We start from the raw sequence: 7,377 nt of genomic DNA, 5'->3' as shown, positions 1-7,377 counted from the left end.
GAATTCTTTTTGACCAATAATTACAGATTATCGAAGGGAACTTTGTTAGCTAAAGCAGCAGCTAATTCGTGATGTTCTAACTTAGTTCGACCTTCAATCCCATATTTGTTGGCTAACTTCTTGAGCTTGGTTTTACTCAGTTCCAAAAGTTGTTCTTTTGTAGCTAGAGTTGTTGATTCCACCAACTCTACTGCGTTTTCTACAGACTCAACAAATTCTGGAGCATCTTCCACAGATTCAACGATTTCTGGCGCAGTAGTCTCTATTAAGTTATCCATTGAATGTTGTTCAGTTGATTCCACAATCTCAACAGATTCTCTTGGAGTAATTTCCACTAACTCATCCATCAAGATTTTTCCAGTTACCTCCACAGACTCAGTGGTATTATCCACCTCTGTTAGTTGAGTTTCTGCAAGCACTTGCTCTGCTTTATAATGGCTCACTTCCTGACGTTCTATCAATTCTCTATTTGAAGCAAACTCAGAAGTTTCCTGTGCAATGTTGCTGATCTGTGTTAGTGTAAAACTACTTAAATCAGTCTCACAAGTCTCCTGAAAATTAGCACCAGATTCTAGGATAGATAAAGCCTTGTCAGGCAATTGAGAGAAAACGATCGTAGCGTCTTGTTTGTGAATAGAAGAACGAAACTTAGCACCAGCTTGTCTTAGTTGAGAAGCCAATGTATTAAAATTGTCGATCGGAACTTTGTGAGTAGGTAAAAGAGTTGAATGACCCATAGATATCCTTTCTTTCTTGTTCTTCGCTATTTGGAGGCGCGTCAGCGATTACTTGATGTTCAAAAACCAACTATCAATCAGTCCTAAGTTCTGCTAATTTCAACAAACACACCTCAAAAACCAATTGAGATTGTGCAAGACGGAGTGACTTTTTAGCATTCTCCAAAACCTCTATAATTCTCCTATCTCTTTTGGTTTTCCAAAGTTGAAATTGCCAATAATCTAACAACCATAACTGAGTCAAAATGTCAAGCTTTTGGCTAATAGTTTTGGCAACTTGGAGAAGTTGGGAAGTAGCTCGATGTAAAGAAAGATCTGATAGCACTCCAGGGACAATTTGTTCAATGCACTTTAAATGATTCCAAGCTGCGATCGCACTCCCTGGACACCCCTGCGCCATCTCAATAATCTCAGGATGTGCTAAAATCTGAGAATACCCCGTCCTCTCCAATACCTGACACATTTCTTGTTGACCCAAATTTCTAAAAGGAATCACACAACAACGGGAACGGATCGTAGGTAAAATAGACTCAGAATTAGGAGCAATTAAAATCAGAGTAGCATTTCCCGGTTCCTCTAGAGTCTTCAACAGAGCATGAGCAGCTGTGGATGCGATCGAATTTACTCCCTCTATCACCACAACTTGTCGGGATGCTGATAGAGGAGGATAAGCCAAGAAATTAGCAATCTCTCTAACTTGCTCAATGCGAACAACTGGCGGCTGTTTGAACGTAAGTTCAAGGGAAGCAGCAGTAGAAACATCGATTAATTCCCCAGAATGCAAAAATGTCGGTTGTATCCATAGAACATCCAGGTGATTATATTGTTGAATCTGTTCCGTACAACCGCACACTTTTGATACCGGAAGCGCTTGACAAAACAGCGCTTTTATGAAACACTTAGCAGTAAGGCGTTTACCCACACCATCAGGGCCAACAAAGAGAAAAGCATTGGGTACTCTGTGAGTAGCGATTGTCTTTTCCAGCAGCTTAATCGCTGTTGATTGACCAACAATCTCATCAAAGAATGGTTCAAAAGTAGCTTTTTCTGCAATCCCAGTAGTATCAGTAGGGTCGCCAGGGTCACTCGATTTTGGATTTTGGATTTTGGATTTTGGATTGGCTCCGCAATGATCGGACGGAAGCTCAAAAAAGGAAGAGTTTTTTGATGATTCCCCTTGAAAGGGGAGGCTTGAAACCCTTTTTTTTCGGTCAGGAAAGAATTGTAAAATGCTCATAGAGTGCAAAGAGAAATGATTTGGCTAGTGAAGAGTGACTCAGTACCACCAAGTTTTGCTAGGATTTCCAACTCTAACAATTGGTACAGAACTTGCTTTAATCTGCATAGAGAAATTGAGCTAACTTCTTGTTTCAAGTAGTAGACGCGGTTGGGGTTTCCTACTCCTGCTGCTGTGGCGATCGTATAATTATCTGAGACACCCTCAGCTACCATAGCCTTCACAATTAACCAAGTACGAAATGAGGTAGTGAGAGTAGCAACAATCTTGACAATTGGTTCATTTTGTGATAAGAGCGTGCTAAACACTTGAGTAGCTGTAGAGACATCTTTCACACAAATAGCTTTGGCGAGTTGGAGAGTATTAGTGGTAGTAATATTAACCAAGCTTTTCATAAGGTAAACCTCAATCTCAGAGCTTACCGCCACCAAGCTAAGTTTCTCCAGCTCATTAAACAAGAGCCTAGTATTATTACCCACTGAAACTGCTAAGAGATTAGCTGCTTCATCGGATATTGAAATAGACAACTCCCTAGCAGCTTCTTTAACTCTGTTCGTTAGCTTTTGGGTATCCCAAGCTGGAATGAGGGAAAACTCTTTGACTTGAGCATACTGGGAAAGTAGCTTAGTAAACTTGAGGCGGTTGTCTAATTTCGATTGACTGGTTAGCAATAGATGATTACTTTCTGGTATACTTAGCAGAGTACGTGACAGTTGTTCGATTTCGGTTTCATCAATTGCTTTCAATTCTCCCAAATTGGATAGAATCACTAAGCGTCCACCTTCGCAAATTGGTGGAGTTAAAATGTCATTAAGAGCGGCTTTAAAGTTGTCTTCGCCAAACTGATAACGGGAAAAATTGAATATTTGCCAGTCTGGATGAACGACTGTATCGCGTAATAAGGTAACATTACGTTCGATGAGATAGTCATCATCACCCCAATAAATGTAAATAGGCATGGTAATTCTCAGTTAAATGGTGAAAAATTAAACAATTCAAAATTCTAGCTAACCAATTAAATTTACTTTTTGAATTTTGAATTTTGAATTTTGAATTGTTGAGGTTGCGGTTCTACAGGACGAATTAAAAAACCAGGTTCTTTGGCTAATTTATCAACTTCCCAATTAGCCAGATGTAGACTTGAATTATTGTTCATTCTAATTCAAAAAAGCGTATATTGTAGGGGTCGATTTTCTGCGTCAGGCGGTGATTTTTGAGAGGCGGTGGCTGAGGGAAGAGGTTTCCTACCCCATCCTCGTTGTTTACCACCTTCTACAACCTTTCTGCGGATATCTCTTGCTAACTGCTCAAAATCGGACTTAATCGACTCAAATTTAACGGGTGTATCCTCGCCAAGCAGTTGCCATAAAGAAGTTTCTTGAAGCCGTTGATGTTTGGAGAAAACTTCATTACCGACCCACAAATAAACATTGACCCAATCAGAATGTAAAGGTGCTTCCATCGTGGCTGGATACATACAAGCGAGGACTTCTACTGGTGTTGCTAGCACACCAACTTCACCTGTTTCATGTTCTTGGAAAATTTGCTCCAATCTGTCTAGATAAATGGCTTCTATCAGCCATTTGGGTAACGTTTCCATCCAAAGGGATTGATGCACAATTACTGGCCCAGCTAACCAACGAACGTGATGGATAGAAAATTGAGCTATTTCTAACATGGTAGCAATCACTTCTTTGTTAGCTCCATTTTCCAGCAGCAGATTCGTCATCTTTTTAAAAGAATCTGGAATTCGTTGGGTTTGGGGAGATAATTCAAATAGGGAAGGATGTGAATTTGACATTATTTATGCCTAATGTTGCTAATATTTGGCGCGTCAGCGCTGACATAAATAAACCAAAAATGCCAAATAAAGAGTTAACGATTTTCTATTATCTTGACATGATTGAAAAAAAGACCCGGAATAACCGGGTCTAAGATTGACAATTAAGCAACTAACCGAATTTGTCGAAGTAGTGAGGAACTTGGACTATTTTTACTAGGCGTAGTTAGTCCATGCTTAATTAACAAATTGTGGTGAATCTGCAAGAGCCATTGAGTTTTTGGTAGGGCAGTTCCTGTGCCAACAAAACCTTTGAAACAGATGAAATCTCCGCTTCTACCAGGTTTAGGCGCGATGCGTGCTGACCAAAGGTTTCTCGATATGCAAAGTTCCACATAGCGAATGTCTGCATCCAGCTTATAAGCTAAGGCAATACTATGGGCAGAAGTGGGTAGTTCGGTACAATTCAATCGGAAAGCATGAACGCCACCAAATGTATCGTAGATAGCCCAAAGTTCTGCCGGATTTTCGTGGCAAAGTTGTTTAAGATTTTGGTAAACTTCGCCTCGATGTGGCGTATCCCAATCAAGCATGATAAAATTATTGAACCTGATGGATTTAATGCCAGCTATAGTAGCAACGCAAAATCCATATTTCTTCAAAGAGTCGGTCTGCTTTTGGTCAAGAGACAATCTTTTAGAATACATTAGCAACCAGGGAATTCATCAATCCCAATGGCAGCGTCAGCGCATTTTTATTGTTTTTGTGATGGAGAGTGTATGAAACCAGAAGTTATAGATGTCACAGGCTTAAATGCACAGCAAATTACTATAGTACAAGAAATTGTAGGAGCATTTCGGGCAGTTTCTCGACAACAAGTTGTTAATCAAACAGTTATTAATTCTGGTCAAGAAGAAGACCAATTAAAGCAACTGCATAGAGAATTTGATTGGTGGGTAGCAGATGTAGGAGTAAAAGAAACCTTAAATCAGAATATCTATTGCAGTCAAGTATGATAAAATTATTAAGTCTGTGGATTTAATGCTTGCTACCTCCGTGATGCAAAATCCATATCTTTCAAAGAATTAGTCTGCCTTTGATGTAGACAAAATCTTTTGGGATACATTAATAACCAGGGAATTTATCAATTCCAATGGCGGCGTTACCGCCCCTTTATGTATGGCTTAAGATACTTTGCTACTCACTACTTCCACTATTTCATCCATCACTTACTGCGCTACTTATTGCACAGCTTTAAACTATGGTACTGATTATCCGCGACCCTGCTACCCCAGAACAAATCAATCAGATGGCAGAGACTTATTTTGGACTGAGGGTTAAACTAGCAGTAGATGTAGTACGAGAGATTATTGCTGGCGGAGGGGAACTTCATGCAGACTGCGAACAAGCTTTATTAGAAGATGGCAGCCAACAGGTGAATATTTGGGGCGCTGACTGGTATCCAGAAACTAAAGAGGTTGGATTTGAATCCTTAATTAATATCCGTCCTCGGCAACAAAATCGGTCAATGGAAATTCAAAATGCCGATTTGAGACAGAGAATAGAAAAAATTGTGCGTCGTTTATTGGAGGTCAGTTAATGGAACGCCAAAAATTATACGAAAGATTCATAAACTTAGACTGGCAACAACAATTAGGCAACTTAGCCTCAACCCTTGCTACAATATCCAGCCAAGCAATCGTTGAGAAACATGATTTATTAACCAATCATCTTTTGCGGGAAGCGGCTTTAATGATTGAGTGGTGTGCTACCAATGTTCCCAAAGAGTTTTTATTAGAATTAGCGGGAATCCAAAGAGAGTTGTTGGCTTGGCAGAAAGCCTTTCCGGTTGAACAAGCAAGAAATATTTTATCATTGTACGCCCGTAATCAATCAGATCGTTTATTACAAATGGCAGGATTAATCGAGCCAATAGAGTCGATAGATTCTCATGAAAAATTAGCAAATATAGCAATTATTTAACAAAGGGATCGGAATAAAGGCTCTAACCTCTTACTAAACTCACTACTTGAATTAGCCTAAGTAGCGAAAATTAGGGTTTTTTGTTCTTTTTATGGGAAGATTTTCACACATAGTAACCAACCAAATACACCAGAGTTTCAAGTTGGCATAATGTCATCAAGTTGTAATTGTAAATTGGGGAATAGGTAATAAGAAATAGGATCTCCCAAGCGATATTGTTGCTGTTGGTACACACCATTAACTAACTGGCAAACGGTGAAAGTAGGTTGCTTAGGATTGCCGATAAATTGTAAACCACCCAAACCTCGAAAGTCTACAATCCAATATTCTGGGATATTCAAAAAAGCGTATTCTTCCACTTTCCTGGCATAATCATCTTGCCAATTAGTGCTGACCACTTCAGCAACAAGCTTAATGGTACTTCCGTTACAAATAATAGGTTCTTTTTGCCACAGGGGTTCACTACTTAGTTCTGCTTTATCTAAAACAACTACGTCAGGACGAAGCACTGTAGCTTCAGCATATAGTGGTTTGACCAGACAAGTTTTTGGCACCAACCAGTTTAAATTAGCACGAAAAATTTCGACATAGATTCTACCCGCAATACTGCCAGCAACAGCTTCATGAGGGCCAGTGGGTGACCTGTCTCTAAGTTCTCCATCAATTAGTTCATAACGTGTATTATCCCCGTATTGGGCGATAAATTCCTCGAAGCTAAGTAGTTTGGCTGGGGTGTAGGTCATTTGTCATGTTTTCAGGGGACGTAACTTAATTGTAAGGTTTTAAGCAACACCATAGTTCGTGTAAGGACGCTTGTAGGGAGGATGTAACCCCAAAACAATATCTTCTTTGGGAATACCCATAGACAATAGTTCTTCACCAACATCGATATCAGTGGTATTTTGCTGAAGCCAAATTTTGCCGTCTTTGATATCGAAGTGTAAGACAGTGTAATAGATTCGCTTTAAGCCTTTCCAGCCGACACGCATGAGTTGGTAGCGATCCCGCACTGGGTCAAAAATTAGTTCGCTTTCTATATCTTCGTCACGGGATTTATATTGGCTATGCTTTGACAGGAGAGTTTGGATGCAGGAACGATAAAGCTCTAGTTTATTCATTGCACAATCTCCTCATTTATTGGTTCTTGACACTCCCCCGGCTGAAGCACGGGGGATTCTTGGCTCTATGACGATCGGGTTCTTTTACTTCCAGCATAATACGGTAGTTAAGAAATTGCCCATTAGCTGTATGAAAATCGCTAATTGCCGAGATCAAATATTTTGGCTTCGTCGCAATTACTTAAAAAAATCTAACCAGGTGCATCAGTTTCAGTCTCCCCATTATTAAAGTCTCGTGTCCGGATCTTAATTAATTCTTCTTCATCAAAATCCAATGCTTCTGCTATACGCAACAGATCCGCTAAGGATGGCTTTTCACCTCTTGCTATTGCTTCGAGGTTTTTAACTTTGCCTTCTAGCTGTTTGTAATTATTCCTCGCTAGCTCAGCAATTGGCGCGATTTTAGTTGCTGGCATTTCTAAGTTTCTAACTTCGCCAGTAAGTCTAAAGTAAACTACATCTTCTTCAATTAGCTTGAGCGCTCTGGCTTTCATATTGGTTCCAGCCTCCACGCACAGCATC

14 protein-coding genes are annotated in these 7,377 nt (G+C 39.9%); 4 read left to right on the top strand and 10 right to left on the bottom strand.

Translation table 11 applies throughout. The features are described from left to right. Positions 1-20 precede the first annotated feature (20 nt). From ACE1CD_RS27840 to ACE1CD_RS27815, 6 genes are all read right to left on the bottom strand, one after another. On the bottom strand, positions 21-737 hold the full coding sequence (locus tag ACE1CD_RS27840; RefSeq protein ID WP_374789270.1) for a hypothetical protein: 717 nt from the start codon (positions 735-737) through the stop codon (positions 21-23). 73 nt (positions 738-810) lie between these two features. Continuing rightward, positions 811-1,974, bottom strand: coding sequence for a DNA polymerase III subunit delta' (locus tag ACE1CD_RS27835; protein WP_374789269.1), 1,164 nt, complete (start codon positions 1,972-1,974; stop codon positions 811-813). Continuing rightward, entirely contained in the window at positions 1,971-2,933 is a 963-nt protein-coding gene (holA, locus tag ACE1CD_RS27830) for a DNA polymerase III subunit delta (protein ID WP_374789268.1), read from the bottom strand. The genes ACE1CD_RS27835 and holA overlap by 4 nt, the downstream gene beginning before the upstream one ends. 62 nt (positions 2,934-2,995) lie before the next feature. Beyond that, positions 2,996-3,130 carry a hypothetical protein gene (locus ACE1CD_RS27825; protein WP_374789267.1) on the bottom strand — a complete coding sequence of 45 codons (135 nt, stop codon included), beginning with the start codon at positions 3,128-3,130 and terminating at the stop codon, positions 2,996-2,998. 6 nt (positions 3,131-3,136) lie between these two features. Next, positions 3,137-3,775 (bottom strand): hypothetical protein, encoded by a 639-nt coding sequence (locus ACE1CD_RS27820; RefSeq protein ID WP_374789266.1) that lies wholly within the window; start codon positions 3,773-3,775, stop codon positions 3,137-3,139. 143 nt (positions 3,776-3,918) lie between these two features. Further along, positions 3,919-4,347, bottom strand: coding sequence for a hypothetical protein (locus ACE1CD_RS27815; protein WP_374789265.1), 429 nt, complete (start codon positions 4,345-4,347; stop codon positions 3,919-3,921). Between ACE1CD_RS27815 and ACE1CD_RS27810 the strand changes: the two genes are divergently transcribed. The 4 genes from ACE1CD_RS27810 to ACE1CD_RS27795 all read left to right on the top strand — a co-directional run bounded on the left by ACE1CD_RS27810 (position 4,346) and on the right by ACE1CD_RS27795 (position 5,737). Beyond that, the gene (locus tag ACE1CD_RS27810) at positions 4,346-4,537 is read left to right on the top strand and encodes a hypothetical protein (protein ID WP_374789264.1); all 192 of its coding nucleotides are present in this window, start codon (positions 4,346-4,348) and stop codon (positions 4,535-4,537) included. The two genes, ACE1CD_RS27815 and ACE1CD_RS27810, sit on opposite strands and share 2 nt — an antisense overlap. Beyond that, entirely contained in the window at positions 4,534-4,770 is a 237-nt protein-coding gene (locus ACE1CD_RS27805) for a hypothetical protein (protein WP_374789263.1), read from the top strand. Before ACE1CD_RS27810 ends, ACE1CD_RS27805 begins: the two co-directional genes overlap by 4 nt. Positions 4,771-5,015: 245 nt before the next feature. Further along, on the top strand, positions 5,016-5,354 hold the full coding sequence (locus ACE1CD_RS27800; protein ID WP_374789262.1) for a DUF5674 family protein: 339 nt from the start codon (positions 5,016-5,018) through the stop codon (positions 5,352-5,354). Further along, positions 5,354-5,737: a hypothetical protein gene (locus ACE1CD_RS27795; RefSeq protein WP_374789261.1), complete on the top strand. Its 384-nt coding sequence runs from the start codon at positions 5,354-5,356 to the stop codon at positions 5,735-5,737. Before ACE1CD_RS27800 ends, ACE1CD_RS27795 begins: the two co-directional genes overlap by 1 nt. A gap of 137 nt (positions 5,738-5,874) precedes the next feature. Here the strand turns inward: ACE1CD_RS27795 and ACE1CD_RS27790 are convergent, their stop codons facing one another. From ACE1CD_RS27790 to ACE1CD_RS27775, 4 genes are all read right to left on the bottom strand, one after another. Then, positions 5,875-6,480: a Uma2 family endonuclease gene (locus ACE1CD_RS27790; RefSeq protein ID WP_374789260.1), complete on the bottom strand. Its 606-nt coding sequence runs from the start codon at positions 6,478-6,480 to the stop codon at positions 5,875-5,877. 39 nt (positions 6,481-6,519) lie between these two features. Further along, positions 6,520-6,855 carry a XisI protein gene (locus ACE1CD_RS27785; protein WP_374789259.1) on the bottom strand — a complete coding sequence of 112 codons (336 nt, stop codon included), beginning with the start codon at positions 6,853-6,855 and terminating at the stop codon, positions 6,520-6,522. Between the two features lie 16 nt (positions 6,856-6,871). Beyond that, positions 6,872-7,012 carry an element excision factor XisH family protein gene (locus tag ACE1CD_RS27780; RefSeq protein ID WP_374789258.1) on the bottom strand — a complete coding sequence of 47 codons (141 nt, stop codon included), beginning with the start codon at positions 7,010-7,012 and terminating at the stop codon, positions 6,872-6,874. Positions 7,013-7,046: 34 nt separating this feature from the next. After that, positions 7,047-7,377, bottom strand: a 331-nt coding sequence (locus ACE1CD_RS27775; protein ID WP_374789256.1) for a hypothetical protein, incomplete at its 5' end; no start/stop codon positions are given.

Source organism: Aerosakkonema sp. BLCC-F183, assembly GCF_041929145.1.
GTDB lineage: Bacteria > Cyanobacteriota > Cyanobacteriia > Cyanobacteriales > Aerosakkonemataceae > Aerosakkonema.
The sequence above is the reverse complement of the archived record's forward strand: the minus strand, read 5'-3'. Positions and strand labels throughout refer to the sequence as shown.